13 protein-coding genes and 1 pseudogene are annotated in these 16,398 nt (G+C 46.6%); 5 read left to right on the top strand and 9 right to left on the bottom strand.

Going from position 1 to position 16,398, the window contains the following annotated elements; all coding sequences use genetic code 11:
• Positions 1 to 8 precede the first annotated feature (8 nt).
• Positions 9 to 893, bottom strand: a complete 885-nt coding sequence (locus TREAZ_RS16805; protein ID WP_015713101.1) for a M48 family metalloprotease — start codon at positions 891 to 893, stop codon at positions 9 to 11.
• A 445-nt stretch (positions 894 to 1,338) separates the two neighbouring features.
• On the opposite strand from TREAZ_RS16805, the gene TREAZ_RS18585 reads away from it, so the two are divergent.
• The 3 genes from TREAZ_RS18585 (at position 1,339) to TREAZ_RS16795 (ending at position 4,267) form a co-directional block, all read left to right on the top strand.
• The gene (locus tag TREAZ_RS18585) at positions 1,339 to 1,791 is read left to right on the top strand and encodes an IS110 family transposase (RefSeq protein ID WP_245535062.1); all 453 of its coding nucleotides are present in this window, start codon (positions 1,339 to 1,341) and stop codon (positions 1,789 to 1,791) included.
• Entirely contained in the window at positions 1,713 to 2,450 is a 738-nt protein-coding gene (locus TREAZ_RS16800; RefSeq protein WP_245535061.1) for a transposase, read from the top strand. The genes TREAZ_RS18585 and TREAZ_RS16800 overlap by 79 nt, the downstream gene beginning before the upstream one ends.
• A 278-nt stretch (positions 2,451 to 2,728) precedes the next feature.
• Complete coding sequence (locus TREAZ_RS16795; RefSeq protein WP_015711452.1) at positions 2,729 to 4,267, top strand: IS1182 family transposase; 1,539 nt, start codon at positions 2,729 to 2,731, stop codon at positions 4,265 to 4,267.
• 142 nt (positions 4,268 to 4,409) lie between these two features.
• On the opposite strand, the gene TREAZ_RS16790 is transcribed toward TREAZ_RS16795, so the two are convergent.
• From TREAZ_RS16790 to TREAZ_RS18675, 4 genes and pseudogenes are all read right to left on the bottom strand, one after another.
• Positions 4,410 to 4,808, bottom strand: a complete 399-nt coding sequence (locus TREAZ_RS16790; protein ID WP_015713100.1) for a PIN domain-containing protein — start codon at positions 4,806 to 4,808, stop codon at positions 4,410 to 4,412.
• A complete protein-coding gene (locus TREAZ_RS16785; RefSeq protein WP_015713099.1) occupies positions 4,805 to 5,011 on the bottom strand; it encodes a hypothetical protein in 207 nt (68 codons plus the stop codon). The genes TREAZ_RS16790 and TREAZ_RS16785 overlap by 4 nt, the downstream gene beginning before the upstream one ends.
• Positions 5,012 to 5,146: 135 nt before the next feature.
• Positions 5,147 to 5,458: a tyrosine-type recombinase/integrase gene (locus tag TREAZ_RS18680; RefSeq protein ID WP_280990957.1), complete on the bottom strand. Its 312-nt coding sequence runs from the start codon at positions 5,456 to 5,458 to the stop codon at positions 5,147 to 5,149.
• 88 nt (positions 5,459 to 5,546) lie between these two features.
• Positions 5,547 to 5,744, bottom strand: a pseudogene (locus tag TREAZ_RS18675) (tyrosine-type recombinase/integrase); the annotation flags it as partial.
• Between the two features lie 459 nt (positions 5,745 to 6,203).
• Here TREAZ_RS18675 and TREAZ_RS16770 point away from each other — a divergent pair.
• Together TREAZ_RS16770 and TREAZ_RS16765 are read left to right on the top strand one after the other, a co-directional pair.
• Complete coding sequence (locus TREAZ_RS16770) at positions 6,204 to 7,652, top strand: Trk system potassium transport protein TrkA (protein ID WP_015713096.1); 1,449 nt, start codon at positions 6,204 to 6,206, stop codon at positions 7,650 to 7,652.
• Between the two features lie 83 nt (positions 7,653 to 7,735).
• Complete coding sequence (locus TREAZ_RS16765) at positions 7,736 to 9,118, top strand: TrkH family potassium uptake protein (RefSeq protein ID WP_245535060.1); 1,383 nt, start codon at positions 7,736 to 7,738, stop codon at positions 9,116 to 9,118.
• Positions 9,119 to 9,150: 32 nt separating this feature from the next.
• Here the strand turns inward: TREAZ_RS16765 and TREAZ_RS16760 are convergent, their stop codons facing one another.
• From TREAZ_RS16760 to TREAZ_RS16745, 4 genes are all read right to left on the bottom strand, one after another.
• On the bottom strand, positions 9,151 to 11,328 hold the full coding sequence (locus tag TREAZ_RS16760; RefSeq protein WP_015713094.1) for a response regulator: 2,178 nt from the start codon (positions 11,326 to 11,328) through the stop codon (positions 9,151 to 9,153).
• A 31-nt stretch (positions 11,329 to 11,359) separates the two neighbouring features.
• Positions 11,360 to 12,514 (bottom strand): FIST N-terminal domain-containing protein, encoded by a 1,155-nt coding sequence (locus TREAZ_RS16755; protein WP_015713093.1) that lies wholly within the window; start codon positions 12,512 to 12,514, stop codon positions 11,360 to 11,362.
• A 122-nt stretch (positions 12,515 to 12,636) separates the two neighbouring features.
• The gene (locus tag TREAZ_RS16750; RefSeq protein WP_245535059.1) at positions 12,637 to 15,933 is read right to left on the bottom strand and encodes a type I restriction endonuclease subunit R; all 3,297 of its coding nucleotides are present in this window, start codon (positions 15,931 to 15,933) and stop codon (positions 12,637 to 12,639) included.
• A gap of 68 nt (positions 15,934 to 16,001) precedes the next feature.
• Positions 16,002 to 16,331, bottom strand: coding sequence for a BrnA antitoxin family protein (locus TREAZ_RS16745; RefSeq protein WP_015713091.1), 330 nt, complete (start codon positions 16,329 to 16,331; stop codon positions 16,002 to 16,004).
• Between the last annotated feature and the right edge of the window lie 67 nt (positions 16,332 to 16,398).

The raw sequence follows: 16,398 nt of genomic DNA, 5'->3' as shown, positions 1-16,398 counted from the left end.
GTAACATATTATTCACCGGTATATGCTCGATAATATTTTCTTTTATAATTACCATTAAGAAACTCTTTTGCTCTATGATCAGAATTTGGGTGGGTACTCAAAAAATTTGACCATCCATTACTAGAATTTAATGCCATCCTAGACCATAAATCATATCCTTTTTCCGTATCATAACCTACACTGGCAGCAAATTTTGCTCCTTCCTCATCGGCTTTCTCTTCCTGCGATCTACTATATTTTAATAATGCCAATTCTCCTGCCAAACCAAAGACTAATTGAAACATTTCTTTATCAGAAATTTCTTTGTCTGAAATTTCTTCTGTATTTAATCTTTTATTTTTCCGTTGTGCTATAAATGATGATATGTGCTCTATAATTGGTTCTTTAACGATCCTTGCCCCCAATTGTTTCTTTACATGATCTTCTGTCATATGAGCTATCTCATGTCCAATAATGATGGCTAATTCATCATCATTTTGACAAAAATCGACTATCCCCTTATTTATTATTATGATACCGTCTATAGCCGCAAATGCGTTTAACGAATTCGTGTTTTGTAAATAAATTCTCCAATTATATTTATTCACATCTCTCCTAAGGTATTGAGATGTCAGCAGTCTATCAAAAATATTTTTGATACGTTGATATTGAGAAAGCCTAATGTTATTTGTATATTTACCATCTCTTAAACCCGTTTCAATTTCATTTTCCCAATAATTTTTAACTTCATTTGTTAGCCTTCTATATTGGACATATAATCCCCATGCTTCTTTTGCGATTTCTACAGTAACACCCTGATTTTCATTATTTTGTGAATCATCGTCATTTTGAGCAAATATACCTAACGATATTACAGAAAGGCAAAATATACAAAACACCGTTTTTTTTAACATTTTCAAAATCCGCCTGCAAATACAGTTATAAGTATAATGATGACTATAATTATACCGAAAATAAGTCCACAGCCAAACCGAAAGCCCGAAAAGCAACCAGGATTTTCATTTGCCATCTTAATCCCCCATTTATTTTAGTTATTTTATATTGACCAAAAAAATTTTGTCAATATCTTTTCGTTAAAAAAAATTAGCCCCATTTCGTCTAACGAAGCTATGATGAAAGAAGATGRGGAAYCTGGTATAATAAAGGCAATTCGGTAAGAACGATTGCTGGTTGTAGCCAGAACTGAGGCAAGGAAYCTTGACCCCGTACTAACGAATAACAGCCGGCGACCGCATCGCTTTTTGGGGAATAGTCCTAATCACATTATTACCCCGTATAGACGTTTGGCAATGTGCCGTTTTTCTTCCGAATCTTGATTTTATTTAGCTGGAGGGTTTTATGCAATTTGTAGGGATTGATTTGCACACCAACCGGTTCACCTGCTGTTATCTCAATGAGGACAGCAAGGAGAAAACCATGCGGACTTTCGAGCTCAGTCCGGAGGATCTGAAGGGGTTCTACAAGACTTTGACCAAGGATACCATTGTCCTTATTGAAGCGACCATAAACACCTTTGCCTTCGCGAAGCTGTTTCGGCACGCGGTCCAGGAAGTCATTATAGCCAARACCTATCAGCTTAAAAACATCAATCTGTCGGARAAAAAGACGGACAAGGTTGACGCRGACAAATTGGCCAGGATGCTCAAGCTCCAGGTTTTGGGCGGGGAAAAGCTTATCGTCGGCGTTACGATCCCTCCAAGGCGATCAGCGACTTGCGTTCCCTCTTTGCAAGCTACAGGATTATCAGGAAGCAGATTACCCAAACCAAAAACCGCATACATTCACTCCTAAAAGAGAACCTGTATCCTTTTACCAAGGAATACATCTTCGGGAAGAAAACACGGAAAGCCATCTGTTCCATTTCCCAGGACCAGATCCTTTCCTTCCAGATTAATTTCTGGATGGACTCTCTGGAGCGGCTTGAATCCTCGTTTGGCATTCTTGAAGAACGGATCAAGATAGCCGGGGCGCCTTTCATGAAGGAGATTGATATTCTCTCCTCCCTGTCCGGCCTAAGCGTAATTACCGCCCTTGCCATCATTGCCGATATTATCGATGTTTCCCGTTTTAAGAACTCAAAGAAATTCGCTTCCTACCTGAGAAGCGCCCCCAGGGTGGAAAGTTCCAATGAGCACACGATTATTAAATCCACCAACAAGGCGGGGAGGAAGCTGTCAATCACGCTGCTTTCCCAGTCGCTTAACCATTTCAGGGATTCGAACAAGAAATTAAACGCCTGGTATGGGAGGCTTAGTGCTTACAAGAAGAAAGGAGTTGTTCGCATGGCTTTATGCCGGAGGGTATTTACCGAGATATATCAGGTGCTTAAGAAGAATGAATACCACCGCTATATAAATCCACGGCTTCACGGTAAAAAGATGCTGGAATACAAAAAGCTTCTTGAAAGGAATAATATCGTTTTTCAAGAAAATTATCAAATTCCTGCTTGACTTTTCTCATAGACGTATTGATTGTATACGAAGGTTTGCCAGCCCGGATAAGGGCTTGCGAAGCAAGACCAGGGCTGGCAAACTTTGCCGGAACAAAACCCCACAAAGGCGCTACTGCGCCGACTGGGGTTTTGTGAAGGCCGAGGAGCGCAGCGACGAAGCGTATACAATCTGTTGAGACTGTCGGATTAATATAAAAAGAAGTATTGTAACAAAAAAATAATTTTACTTAAAAAAGGATCGACCAGATTTAATCTTCGTGATATAATTCAATTATTATGGCACGATATAAATACCAAGACCCTTCCCAGGGCTTATTTCTCAATGTTAATCTCAAAGACCAGCTGCTTCCCGGTTCCTTTGAGTGGACCCTGGATTATTTAATTGATAGAACAGACCTTTCATTATTCTGTCTTGCATATAACAATGATGAAAAGGGAGCGCCGGCTTATAATCCCTCTGTTTTATTAAAAATAATCTTCTATTGTTATTCAAGGGGAATTATCACCTCCCGTCCTATTGAGCAGGCTGCCAAAACTAATGTGGTAATTAAAGCCCTTGCCTCTGATGCTGAACCGGATCATGATACTATCGCCCATTTTATTTCCTCAAATAGCGATGCAATAAAAGACTTATTTACACAAATACTTATCCAGTGTAGCCAATTAGGGTTAATAAATGGAGAAATGTTCGCCATAGACGGCTGCAAATTACCTTCCAATGCTTCCCGTGAATGGTCCGGCAGTATTGGGGAACTTAAAAAGAAAAGGACAGATCTTCAAAAATTAGCTTCCAGGATAATAGAACAGCATAAAGAACTGGATAAAAGCGAATCGGCAAAGAAGATACAAAAACCCTTTAAAAAGACCATGGGGGATGACGAGGAAAGGAGACAGCGGCATATAGACCGTATAGAAAGGAAAATAGCCAAACTGGATGCCTTCCTTAAAACAGCGGAAAAACGCATAGGCAGTTCTGCAGGGGAAGTGCAGTCAAATATCACTGACGGCGAGAGTGCGCGGATTAAAAGTTCCCACGGCTATATTCAGGGATATAATGGCATCGCCATAGCTGATTCAGCTCATCAAATCATAGTTTCGGCAGAAGCATTCGGTTCAGGGAGTGAGAGCCAGCATTTTCCCCAAATGCTTGATTCCCTTGAAGAGAATATGCGGACAGTGACGGGGAAAGAAGAACCCCTCAAAAAATCACTTGTTACAGGAGACACGGGATTTTTTTCCGAGAATAATTTACAGGAGGCAAAAAAACGAAATATCAACGTGCTTATCCCGGACCAGCAATTCCGCAGGCGGGATCCCTATTTTGATAATCGCAAAGGTCATAAAGTGAATCGGTTCACTGCCCATGATTTTACCTATAACAAAGAAAACAATACCTTTATTTGTCCTAATAAAAAAGTACTTATATACAAAGGCTTTGTAAAACTAAACCGGAATAGCGGGGACAAGTATCAGGCTTCCCCCGGTGATTGCAAGTATTGTAAGTTTCTTTCACGGTGTGTCGCTTCCCGCGGAGGCAAAACCCATATGCGGACATTATATCTCCCTGCTTCAAAGAATATTGAAAATCTTAGTGACAAGATGCGGAATAAGATAGACGATCCTGCCTACCGGGAACTATATTCCCGGAGGATGCAGATAATAGAGCCGGTCTTTGCGGATATTACGTATTGCAAAGGCATGAACCGCTTTAGCCTGCGTTCAAAGGGAAAGGTTAACATTCAATGGCTGCTATTCTGTATGGTACATAATATTGCCAAATGTATACACCCTCTGGAGCTTGGATATGGTAATTAAGCGGAATAATAAAAGAAATATGCCTGTAATTCGTATAAAAGATCATTTATTTGTCTGAATTTAAAATTAAATAAAAATTATTTCTGAATTGAATTATTTGGGGAAATTACTATTTTAAAAATATATTAAATCGACAGCCTGGTTATGCGCTGTTGCCCGTACTTTTACCGAGATATATTAGTTCTTTCGGTATTACTTTGAAAAAATTACTATCAAGTGTCCATATTTTTGATTGACTTTTTATTCCATGTAGTAATATGATTGCGTCTATTAAACCAACTCCTTTGTCTATTAATTTATTTTTATTTGAATATATTCCTGCCTCTATTATTATTTCATTATATTCAATTTTTGACAAATGTCTCCAATACCCTAAAATGGTATTTTGCTCTCCTTCTTTTCTTACTCCCTGCAATAATTCCCCAAAGACACATTCGACCGCTAATACTGCCTTTTCCTCTAATAACGGTGCTATTATTGTAAAATATGGTTCATGTTTTTTGAGAAATTCAATCCAAACAGATGTATCCAATATTATCATGTTCTTCTGTTTGCCTCTCGAATTTTGTCCCCATGTTCGATGATTATAGGTTTTTTGGATATTTCTTTATTGAGTTCTTTGATATTATAAATATCTATCCAATCCCGCAAAGCAATGGTTATTGCTTCGGTAACGGTTGAACTGTGGGTAAATTCCTTTACGTCATTTACTAATGTGTCTTCAATAATTGCTGTTACTTTCATATGATATAGTATACGATAGTATATCGTATATGTCAAGAGATTTTATTCGATTTTCTTAAATTTTTCTTGATTTCCCTACAAATTTTAGGGCAATGGCATCTAACTCCTTTTATGTGTATTTGCGTAGAGGGGGAATTAGTCGGCGGCAGGGCCGAAATCGTCGAGGGGGCTTTTTATCTTGAGGACGTTGCGGCGGGCTACGTGGGTGTAACGTTCGGTTGTTTTGAGGAAGGCGTGACCGAGGAGTTCCTGGATGTATTTGATGTCTACTCCGTTTTCCAGGAGATGGGTGGCGAAGGTGTGCCGAAGACTGTGGATGGAAACATCCTTTTGAATGCCAGCCTTTGCCACGGCTTTGTTGAATATGCTTTGGGCGGAGCGGATTGAAAGATGGCTGCTTGGCTGAGAACAGCCAATCTTTAATGCCGTAAATGGAAATGTATTCATTTATGAAGGATGCTGCACGGCTAGATAATATTGAATTCCGGGAAAAATCAATGTGTCCTATTTTTAGAGATACTACTTCGCTGACCCGTAGTCCTGAAGAATAAGCAAGCATTATCAATAGGTTGTGTTTTGGATTTTTTTCGTATTCCAGGATAGTATTGATCTCCGACTTTGACAATATGGACGGTAGGCGTTCATCAAGTTTTGGGCGGCGTTGTTCTTCTATGATTTTTCTTTGAAGCACACTATGATAGAAAAATTTTAGGGCGCTGATTGCCAAATTCATTGTGGAGCTTGAGAGAGATCGGGATTCTTTTGAATGAATCGGCAAAATGATTTATTGTACTGGATATAAGTCCGAATGGTTCGCGGGAGCTAACTACGGCTTGTCTGACCACGGATACCAGTAGTGGGAGCAGCGGGGTATGGGAGGCACAAAATTACAAATAGACTTTCAGACCACTTTTGGCTGTGCTATCCACGAGTATGTGCAGAAAGCCTGTATGAAGGAAGATTTATACCGGATTGAACATACCGATGATCCCCTGTATTGCATTTCCAAAGATGGGCGCAGTTTCACTTTCAAATGCAGGTACTGGGGCGATTTCAAAGCCCGGCGGCCCGGTAGTGGGGGTAATAATATCGCGTGTTTAAGGTACCGCCCCCTTCCTTCGGACTATCTTGGAATAACATTCTCTTTGCCGGGTAATTCAACAAAGAGATTTTTTCTTCTATAATGAGCGCAATGCGTATAGTTATAGTCGGCGCCGGACTTGTAGGCACACAGCTGGCAAAGCATCTCGTTCAGGAAAAACACGATGTTTCCATAATTGAATCAGACGAAGAGCGTGCCCGGCATGCCTCGAACCACCTCGACTGCATGGTTATCCATGATGAGGGAAACAGCATCAAAGCCCTGAAGGATGCGGGTATCGCCAGGGCCGATGCCCTGGTCTGTGTCACCGATTCGGACGAAGTCAACATGATCATCTGCGGCCTCGCCGCTTCCCTGTTCCCGGATCTCCTTAAAATCGCACGGGTCAGGAACGACGACTATCTCCAGCTGAAACGCCAGGAATCTGCGGATCGCCGCATCCTCGGCATCGATCACTTTATTCATCCCGATGTGGAGGCTTCCCGTTCAATCATCAACGCTATCGAACATGGCGCCCTTGGGGACATCATTTCTTTTTCCAACACCCCCTACGAACTTGGTTCCATTGACGTGACCCCGGACAGCGCTTTTGACGGGCTTGGCCTTAAGGACTACCGTTCCCTGGTTAAGGAGGAAAGCCTCGTTACCCTGGTTGAACGGAACAGGGAAGTATTGCTGCCGTCCGGCTCTACGGTTCTTGCCAAGGGGGACCGGGTGCATATCCTTGCCAACGGAAGGGATATGCCGCGGATCTTCAAATTTGCGGGGAGCACCGATAAGCCCATCCGCAAGATCGGTATCGTGGGGGGCGGCAAGGTCGGTTCCCTTATCGCCGAAGGGCTTGTCTCCAAGCACGGGGCCTTTGATAAACCGGATCAGCAGGAAAAAGAAAAGGGCAAAAGGAATATTCTCTTTCCCCTGCTGAGAACCCTGATCCCCCGGAACAGCCGCAGAATTGTCATTATTGAACAGGACTATAAACTCTGCAAAGAGCTGGCGGCCCGTTTTCCCGAAGCTTTGGTCCTTAACGAGGATATATCGGACGAAAGCTTTGTAACCGAAGAGCAGCTTGACGATCTGGATCTGCTGATCACCACTACAAACAATCAGGAACTCAATATTATCACTGCGGTGTACCTTAAATCCCGGGGCATTGCCCGGACTATCGCCATGGTTACCGGTTCGGGCTACGCCGCCATGGCAAGGCAGCTTGGGGTGGATGTGGTAATCCCCATGAAGTCGGTGGTGGTGGATTCCATCCTCTCCCACCTTATGGGCAGCGGGGTTAAAGAGGTGCACCGCATAGGGGACGGAAGCGTGGATATCATGGAGATTGAAATCGGAAAGGATGTGCCGGCGCTGGACAAACCCATTTCCGACTTGAAATTTTCCGCCGGGGGCCTGGTAATGCTGGTAAACCGGGACGGCAATTCCTTCATACCCCGGGGCGATTATATTTTCGGCCGGGGGGATCGCATCGTCCTTATCGCCAAGACCGGCAGCCAGGCGGAAGTCGAAAAATTCTTTGGGCCCACCTGAATAAAATGAAGATATCCCGATTCGCAAAACAATTCATCCTTCTCCGCTTTTTGATAATACTGCTGGGTATCATAGCGATCATTATGGCCCCTTCGCTTGTCATCGCTATTGCCAACGGAGAGACCGCCATGATCCGGGCCTTCGCCTTTCCCATGGGGATTGTTTCCGTCCTGGCCGGCCTGAGCCTTCTCTCGCTGCGGAAAAAAAATCTCCACCTGAACGCCAGGGACGGTTTCCTCCTGGTCTTTCTGACCTGGGTATTGGCAAGTCTCCTTGGGGCGATTCCCTATTTTTTGGGTGATGCCATCAGCCTCACCGATGCGATTTTTGAAAGCGCCTGTTCCTTTGCGACCACCGGCGCCACCACCATCTCTGATGTGGAGGCCCTCCCCCAATCCCTGCTTTTTTGGCGGAGCATCGGCCACTGGTTCGGCGGCATCGGGATTGTGCTCATCACGGTGGCCCTTATGCCTGTCCTGGGGGTCGGCGGCTTCCAGCTTATCAAAGCGGAAACCCCGGGGCCGGAAAAAGAAAAGATCACCCCCAAGATAACCGTTACTGCCAAACTCATTTTTCTGGCCTATGGCATACTCACTGCCGCTTTGATGCTCCTCTACCGCCTGGGAGGCATGAACTGGTTTGACGCGATCTGCCACGGCTTTACCGTGATGGCTTCAGGAGGGGTCAGTACCCGGAACGCGGGAATTGCCTATTTCAATTCCGGTTTTATTGACGGAGTTTCCACGGTCTTTATGCTCCTTGCGGGGCTCAACTTCAGTCTCTATTACCGGCTCCTTCGGGGAAGGTTCCGTGATGTGCTGGACAATACCGAAGCCAGGGCCTATCTCATTATTTTTCTCGTGTCCGCGGCGCTTATTACCGTAAACCTGATCCCGGTTTACGGTTCCCCCGGGGCTGCCCTGCGCCATGCCTCCTACCAGACAGCTTCAATTCTTTCCACCACCGGCTCCGCAATCGCCGATTATGAAACATGGCCCAGCTTCGCCCGGACAGTGCTTTTCTTCCTCATGTTCATAGGCGGCTGTTCCGGTTCCACCGCCGGCGGCATCAAGGTGATACGTCATGTGGTGCTGTTCAAACAAATGGGAAATGAACTGCGGCGGATCATCTATCCCAGGGGGGTATTCAGCATCCAGCTGAATAAAAAAGTCGGCCGCAAAGATGTGATCTACGGGGTGGCGGGCTTTTTCTTTTTATATTTGATAGTGGTCGCTGTTACCACCCTTGTCACCGCCGCATCGGGAACAGATCTCTTTTCGTCTTTCAGCGCGGCCCTGTCCATCACCGGCAACGTGGGAACCGGCTTCGGCGCCATCGGGCCCCGTCATAATTACAGCGCCTTCCCGGATCACATCAAGTGGCTCTTTTCCTTTGTGATGATCGCGGGCCGACTGGAACTGTGGACAGTGTTGGTTATTTTTACGCCGGCCTTTTGGAGAAAATGAGATCCTCAAAATTTATGTCCAAGGCAATAGGATTACAGATACTTCCGCAGTTTGGCCATCACGTCATTCATGTCCAGGGGCTTGCCCACATGGTCGTTCATGCCCGAGGCCAGGCATTTTTCGATGTCCTCGCGGAATACGTTGGCGGTCATTGCAATTATCGGAACCGGCTTAACGGGCCCCGTTGATTGCAATGCACGGGATTCTTCGATACCGCGTATTGTGCGTGTTGCCTGATAACCATCCATTTCCGGCATTTGCACATCCATTAATATAGCGTTATATATACCATGGTTTTTGGAAAACAAATCAACTGCGACTTTACCGTTTTCTGCGTAGTCAATTTTAATCCCCGTTGGTTCCATCAAGGCTTGCACTATTTCACGATTGATTTCGATATCTTCCGCAAGCATTATATGATAACCCAAAAAGCAGTTGTCATCATGGCCCTGATCGGAGGCTTTGCTCCCATTTGAGGTCTGGCTTCCGCTGGAATCCTGGGAGATTTTCGTGGAAACATGCAAACAATCATTTATGGTTTCTGCAATCGCGGAGGCAAATATCGGCTTTTGGATAAATTTACTGATTCCTGCATCTTTGGCCTCTGCCTCGACTTTGTTCAGGTCGGCGCCTGAAATCATAATGACGATGGATTTTCCTGCGCTCTTCGCCTTGATACGCCGCGCCAGTTCAATGCCGTCCATACCGGGCATTTTCCAATCAATGAAATAGAGGTCGTAAATGCCTTTTTCCTCGATCAGTTTGCAGGCTGCCTCCCCGCTATCCGCATAATCGCAGGAAATACCCAACTGTAAAGCGATTATTTCCATGTACTCCAAAATAACAGGGTCATCGTCGACCACAAGGGTTCGCATAGTTTCCAGATTGACCAGGGGAGACAGCAAGCTGTCATTTTCTTCATTTGCGCCTTTTTCTGTACGGAAGGTAAATGCGAAGGTGGAACCTTGCCCGTATTCGGATTCAACCCATATAGTGCCTTCCATCTTTTCGACAATAGCTTTCGATATGGCAAGTCCAAGCCCGGTTCCGCCGAATTGACGGGAGGTACTGCTGTCAGCCTGCTGAAATGATTGGAACAGCCTGCCCGCCTGTTCTTTGGTAACCCCTATCCCCGTGTCTATCACCCGGATTTGCAATACGCAGGAAGCGGATTCTTCTTCAACCAAACTGGCTTCCAGCGTAATTTTGCCGCCCTCAGGGGTAAATTTGACTGCATTGGACAGCAAATTGGCTATTACCTGGGCTAAATGCTGGTCATCGCTGATAATTCTGCGGGGAACATTTTCAGCGATTTTGACCATCAGGTTTTGATGTTTCTCATCCACACGGAAATTTATTACATTGACCATTTTGATGATCATTTGTTCAAAATTGAATTCCGTATTGGAAAGGTCTAATTTATTCGCCTCGATTTTTGACATATCAAGAATGTCGTTAATAACACCGAGCAAATGAACCGAAGCCTCATTGATTTTGCCAAGGCAATAATCCTTTCTGTTAAGCTCCTTCGATGCTTTGGCGATGTTGGTCATGCCTATGACCGCATTCAAGGGTGTGCGCATTTCGTGGGACATATTGGAAAGGAAATCGGATTTTGCGATGCTGGCCTGCTCTGCCTTTTGGCGCATCCGCTCAATTTCGGTAACATCGTGGCAAATGATAAGGCTGCCCTCGATGGAACCGTTCACGTCAAGCATAGGAGCATAATGGACTTCGAATTTGTGTATGTCGCCGTTCGGCATGATTGCGTCAGGATCTTTAAAGGAAGCGGGTTTGTTTGCACGCTCCGCTTCTTCAATTATTTCAAAATACTCATCAGGCCACTTGTGTTCCGAGAATTGCTTAAATATTTCTCTCAGCGTACGGCCGTTGATTTTTTCGATGTGGTTAATCCGGGACATTTGCAGAAACGCGTCTGTGCAGTAAACCAATCTGCAGTTTTTATCCATCAGCAAAAGAGCATTGGGCGTGTTGGCAAGCAGCAGCCTCATATATTTTTCATGTTCCCGCTGTTCCAGGGTGCGGACGGCATTGTGGTTTGACTTTATCAGGGAAAGGGCGCGTTCTCGGTCCAATTCGCCTTTTAGGCGCGAAACATCGCGGGAGACTCTCTTTAGACTTTTTTCCAGATCCGCATTTTGCTGCCGCAGCTGCTCTATCAAAACCAATGGATCCGCGTCTGTAGACATAAAGCTCACCTCCCTCGTGGAAAATATACAGCTAGAAAGTGCAGGCCACGAAAGTATAATTGTGAAAACGATTATGCAGCTTGCCGTCGCTCCCCGGCACGGGGCATACTTCCCCGCCTGAGTACGCAAGCAAATAAGGGAATTTACCGCCTATCTTGTCTATGACAAGGCGCATTTCGTCCTCGCTATGGGGGCTGGTCATCACATAGCGTGTAACGCAGGGAAACATCATCATGCCGTTTACCTGTTCTTCTTTCAGCGCCTGAAGGATGGATTCTTCCGCTGTCTCGATAATGCCTGCGTAATTTATTTCGCCAAGCGAAAACGAGGCGTTATTGGGAACTTCAACCCCGGCCAAACCGCTGCCATCGGGGTAAAATTTGAAAAATGCGCTGGCGACCGCTTTACCGCCGTCTCCGTAATTGAGCATAATCGGAACTGCCGTTGCGTCGGGGCCTTCTTTTACCGCGATTCCCATGCTCTCAAAATACGCTCTCAGGGGCATATCGTTTACGGTTTTCACAACGTACCCGTCAGATTCGGTAATAATCACCTTGCGCGGCGATATATTCCTGTCGGGCAGGGCGGTTACAATAAATTTAGGCTTGATCGGGCCATACATGAGAATCATTACAAGAGTGCCGTCGTAGTCGATACCGTTAAAGATGGTTTTTACATGTGTAAAGGCCATTGAGTCATCGCTTGCGGCGGTTCCCCACACGGGAATACCTCCGCAGGCTTTATCCAGATGCTTTACCATCATTGAGCCGCTTATATTTAAGTTTGAGGGGAGTATCGTAAAAATAAGCGATGGAGCATCGTGAAACCCCGCAAGCCCGGCTTGATATGTTTTGGTCAGCTCCTCCTCGCAATTTTCAAGGGTGAGCGCAGACGATTTTATGGCCTTGAAGGAGACATCATCGCTTGTCAGTACGGTAAGCCCCAGCATATACATATCGTATGTGCCGTTTACAAGGGTAACCATGGTGGTAAGTCCAATTACGTCAAAGGGCATGGCCTCGCATATTTTTTTAACAATCCCAGTGTCGATAAATTCATGATGGCAGCTTAGGATACCGACAGAATTTTTGGAAAGGCTCTGAACATCCAGCTGTTCCTGAATTTCTTTAAACGCCAGCTCAGGATCATCAATCTCCAACGTGTGAGCGTTCAACATACGAATCATACGGCACCCCCTAAAGGACTTTAAATTTTTTTCTATAAAATGTTACCACAAGGCGGTGAATAGTACAATGCGATTACAGACTCGGTGAGGAAGGGCATGCAGAAGTTTAGCATGGATGGGGATTACGCCAGCTCATCGGCGATTTTTTCCGCCTGCTGCAAAACCGTTTCGGTTGCCAGGGCTTCCATGTCCGGGGGATAGCCGTATTCGCGGAGAAGGCGTTTCACCGTCACCTTGAGCTTGGCCCGCACATCTTCGCGTATAGTCCAGTCGATGGAGGCGTTCTCTTTTACTTTCCGGTAGAGTACCACTGCCAATTCCCGGAGCTGTTCCTTGCCCATTAATTCGCGGGCGCTTTCGTTATTCGCCACTGCGGTATAAAAAGCATATTCGTATTCGGTAAGCTTAAGTTCCTCAAAAGCCGTATCCCGTTTATGAATATCCCTGGCAAGGGATATAAGCTCGTCGATGACTTCCGCAGCGGTGACGATTTTATTCTGATAATTTTTGATGGAATTTTCCAGCATTTCCATCAGGGTCTTCCCTTCCACCAGGTTTGTTTTAAGCCGGGCCCTGATTTCATCGGCAAGGAGTTTTCGCAGCACTTCCATGGCGAGGTGCTTGTGCTCCATGTTTTTTACGTCCATAAGGAATTCTTCCGAAAGGATCGAAATATCGGGCTTCTTGATTCCCGCCGCTTCATACACATCGATCACCCGGCTTGTTACCAGGGCCTGGTCAACGATCTGGCGGATGGCGGTTTCCAGGGAGGAGGCTGTCTGCGCGGAGGCGCCTGAGGATTTACCGGAAACGGTTTCGTCGGAAGCGGGCCCGTCAAATTTTGCAAGCCGGGCCTTTACCGCCTGGAAGAAGGCGACTTCATCCTTTACATCCATGGCCTTGTCATGGGGAACCGCAATAGCGAAGGCCTGGGACAGGGCAGTTACCTGATCGAGAAAACGCCGTCGTCCGTCTTCCTGCTGCAAGATATGTTCCTCCGCAGCAAGAATGAGGGAAAGCTTCTGCCCCGTACCGGCACTAAAGTAGGGGGAATAATCGAAACCGTGGAACAGCTGAGACACCACTTCCAGTTTTTCCAGCATGAGGGAAACCGCCTGCTCCTGGGTTTCCGCCGGATCGCCCCTGCCCCCTGAGGCGGAATAAAAGGAAAGGGCATCTTTTAGATCCGAAGCGATCCCCAGATAATCCACGATGAGGCCGCCCTTTTTATCCAGATATACCCGGTTGACTCGGGCTATGGCCTGCATCAGGTTATGGCCCCGCATGGGCTTATCAATATAGAGGGTATGGAGAGCGGGCACATCAAACCCGGTGAGCCACATATCCCGAACGATCACCAGACGGAGTTCGTCATGGGGATTTTTCATCCGGTCAGAAAGTTTGCGGCGTTGATCCTTGGTAGTATGATGTTTGGATATTTCAGGCCCATCGGAAGAAGAAGATGTCATCACCACTTTGATACTTCCCTTATCCAAATCGCTGTTGTGCCATTCGGGCCTCAGGACGGTAATTTCCTCATACAGGGCGGCGGCAATACGGCGTGACATGGCGACAATCATGGCCTTGCCGTTTAATACCGTTTGGCGCTGTTCAAAATGGGTAACAATATCCAGGGCTATTTTTTTTATCCTGCCGGAGCTTCCGACAAGGGCTTCAAGCTGGGCCCATTTCGCCTGAGCCTTTTGGGTCTCCGCGAGTTCAGTCATTTCAAGGTCATCGTCAAATTCCTGAATGAGCCTTTTGCCTTCATCGCTCAATGAAATTTTCGCCAGACGGGTTTCGTAATAGATGCGGACTGTGGCGCCGTCTTCCACCGCCTGGGCAATATCGTAGATATCCACATAATTGCCAAAGACCGCAGGGGTGTTCACATCGGCGCTTTCGATGGGGGTGCCGGTAAAGCCCAGATACGTCGCGTTGGGCAGGGCGTCCCGCAGATATTTGGCAAAACCGTACACCGTCTTTTTGCCGATCACTTCCCCGGCTTCGTTTTTTTCGTCCAGCGTTTTTGCAGTAAACCCGTACTGACTCCGGTGGGCTTCGTCGGCAATAACGATGATATTTTCCCGCTTCGACAGTTCTTCGTACAGATTACTGCCGTCCTCGGGCTGAAATTTCTGAATGGTAGTAAACACCACGCCACCTGAAACAACCTTGAGAAGTTCCTTGAGCTGGCCTCGGCTCTCCGCCTGAACCGGTTCCTGACGGAGCAGTTGTTTTGAAGCACTAAAAGTGTCAAAAAGCTGATCGTCCAGATCATTCCGGTCGGTGATCACCACCACGGTAGGGTTATCCATGGCAAGGATGATCTTGCCCGTAAAGAACACCATGGACAGGGACTTCCCCGAGCCCTGGGTATGCCAGATAACGCCGCCCTTCCGGTCCCGCAGGGGCTGGGTTTTTACACCGGGCAGTCCGTAGGATTCAGGATCTTCGGCAGCGGCATTCTCCGATTCTGCGCCAATCCCCTTGTGTATCCCCTTTGACTTTTTTACATACCCCGATGCCCGCAGGGTAGATTCCACCGCCTTGTTCACCGCGTAGTATTGATGATAGGCCGCAAGTTTTTTAACCGTCTCGACGGCGGTAATTCCTTTACTGTCTTCCCGTCTGGTTTTTTCAAACACAATAAAGTGGCGGATAAGATCCGGCAGGGTTTGCGTATTCAGCATCCCCTTAATAAGGGTCTCGATCTGCCCCGTATGCCCGGACGCATCTTTCCTGCCATCGGCGCTTTTCCAGGCCATAAAGCGGCTCTGCCCCGAAGAAATGGTTCCCGCCCGCGCCTCAAGGCCGTCAGAGATAATTGCAAAACTGTTAAAGGTAAAAAGGGAGGGAATCGCCTCTTTGTACGTTTGTATCTGCTTCCAGGCTGATGCAATATCCGCGTTTTCATCGGCGGCGTTTTTTAATTCGATTACCACCAGGGGAATCCCGTTTATAAAGAGGATGATGTCGGGCCGTTTATTGATATGATTCTCGATAATCGTAAACTGGTTGACCGCTGTAAAATCGTTAGTCTCAGGATGTTCAAAGTCAACCAGCATCACCCTGTCTCCCCGCTCATAACCGCCTGAAACACTGGTTACAGGAACCCCCTCGGTGAAGAAGCGGTGAAAGGTTTCGTTGTTGACCATAAGATCCGCACTGCGGAGCCGGGCCAACTGCCTGACCGCATCCTCCCGAAGCTCCCGTGAAAGGTTCGGGTTAATCCGGGCAACAGCGGCTTCCAGCATATCAAAGAGGAGAACCTCATCAAAAGATTTACGGAGCGGATTATGCCCGCCCGGCGCAATGTCCGGGCCGTACAGACAGTCATAGCCCTGGGCTTCGAGAAGTTCGAGGGCGTATTGTTCAATATCAGACTCGGTGAGGAAGGGCATAGAAAAGTTTAACATGGATGGGGGATGGGAGTAAATGTAACCAGTAGGCATCAGGTATTATGAAGCAAATGAACCCACGCCTGTCATAAAACCTTTGCAAGGATCTCCGGGTTATCGGCCACGTAGTTCAATACATCCCCCATGGTACCGGTATAACCTTTCCCCAAGGCCCTGTATTTTTCCAGGGCCTCCGGCTTTACGCGAATAGAAACCACGGGGGAAGCTTTTCGCTTTCGAAGTTCCCGGGCCTGAGCTGCGAACTCCGCCAAGGCTTGCGGAGAGCTGGGAGGGCATTCGGGATCGTATGATTCCGGGTGTTTCCGGGCTTCTCTTGCCACTCGTCTGGCTTCTTTGATAATTTCAGGGGGTGCTTTCTTCCCAGCCCTTACCATCGATTCTATAGTATCCTTCATAGCTTTTCCTTTCACCCCTTTCTGCCGGGTAACTTCATATTCTTAATGTAGTCTATTTTTGTAGTAT

The sequence above is a fragment of the Leadbettera azotonutricia ZAS-9 genome, assembly GCF_000214355.1.
Classification (GTDB): domain Bacteria; phylum Spirochaetota; class Spirochaetia; order Treponematales; family Breznakiellaceae; genus Leadbettera; species Leadbettera azotonutricia.
Note: the sequence above shows the minus strand (reverse complement) of the source record. Positions and strands in the feature narration are given on the sequence as shown.